2 protein-coding genes are annotated in these 977 nt (G+C 73.9%); both read left to right on the forward strand.

Annotated features, from left to right (window positions below; genetic code table 11):
• Positions 1-655: TSUP family transporter (locus tag ACLBYD_RS10095; protein WP_447816317.1), on the forward strand; the 655-nt coding region annotated here is incomplete at its 5' end.
• Positions 656-718: 63 nt separating this feature from the next.
• A partial coding sequence (locus tag ACLBYD_RS10100) for a PmbA/TldA family metallopeptidase (protein ID WP_447816318.1) occupies positions 719-977 on the forward strand: 259 nt, incomplete at its 3' end.

Raw genomic sequence — 977 nt, forward strand, 5'->3', positions numbered from 1 at the left:
CGCCCCGCAGTTGACGCCGCAGGCGGCGCTGGCGACGAACAAGCTCACCGCGATCTGCGGGACCGGCGCGGCGGTGCTGACCTTCGCACGGCGCATCCCGCTGCGCTGGTCGCTGCTCGGCCCCGCCGCCCTGCTCGCGGCGCTGGCCGCGGCGGCGGGGGCGGCGGCGGTCTCGCTCATCGACCGGGAGGTGTTCATCCCGATCGTGATGGTGGTGCTCGTCGCGGTGGCGGTGTTCGTCACTGCCCGCCCGAAACTCGGCACCGGCAGCATCCGCCGCCCGTCGACGCTGCGGCTGGTCACCGTCGTGGTCACGGCCGCTGCGGTGATCGGCTTCTACGACGGGATCCTCGGGCCCGGCACCGGCACCTTCTTCATCATCGTGTTCGCGGCGATGCTCGGCAGCGAGTTCGTCACCTCGGCGGCGATGGCGAAGGTGCTCAACTTCGGCTCGAATCTCGGGGCGCTGGTCCTGTTCGCCGTCGGCGGGCACGTGTGGTGGGCGCTCGGGGCGGCGCTGGCGGTGTGCAATGTCGCCGGCTCGGTGCTCGGCTCCCGGATGGCGCTCGCGCGCGGCGCCGGGTTCGTGCGGGTGGTGTTGCTGATCGTGGTGGTGGCCATGGTGATCCGGCTCGGCATCGAGCAGTTCGGCTGAGCCACCCCGCGGCGCTCGGTGCGGCAACCTCGGCGCCGCACATCCCGGCGTTACGGTGGGCGGGTGAATGCGGTGGACGACGATTTCCTGGCCCTGCCGTTGCACGCGGCCGCCGACGCGGGCCTGACGGTGGCGCGGGCGGCGGGCGCGAGTCACGCCGATGTGCGGGTGCATCGGATCCGGACCGGGACGAGCACCCTGCGCGACGGCGCGCTGCAGGCGGCGGTGGACGACAGCGACTGCGGGGTGGCGGTGCGGGTGCTGCTCGACGGCACCTGGGGATTCGCGTCGCATCCGGTGCCCGGCCCGGACGGCGCCGCCG

It is taken from the genome of Rhodococcus sp. C26F, assembly GCF_053345925.1.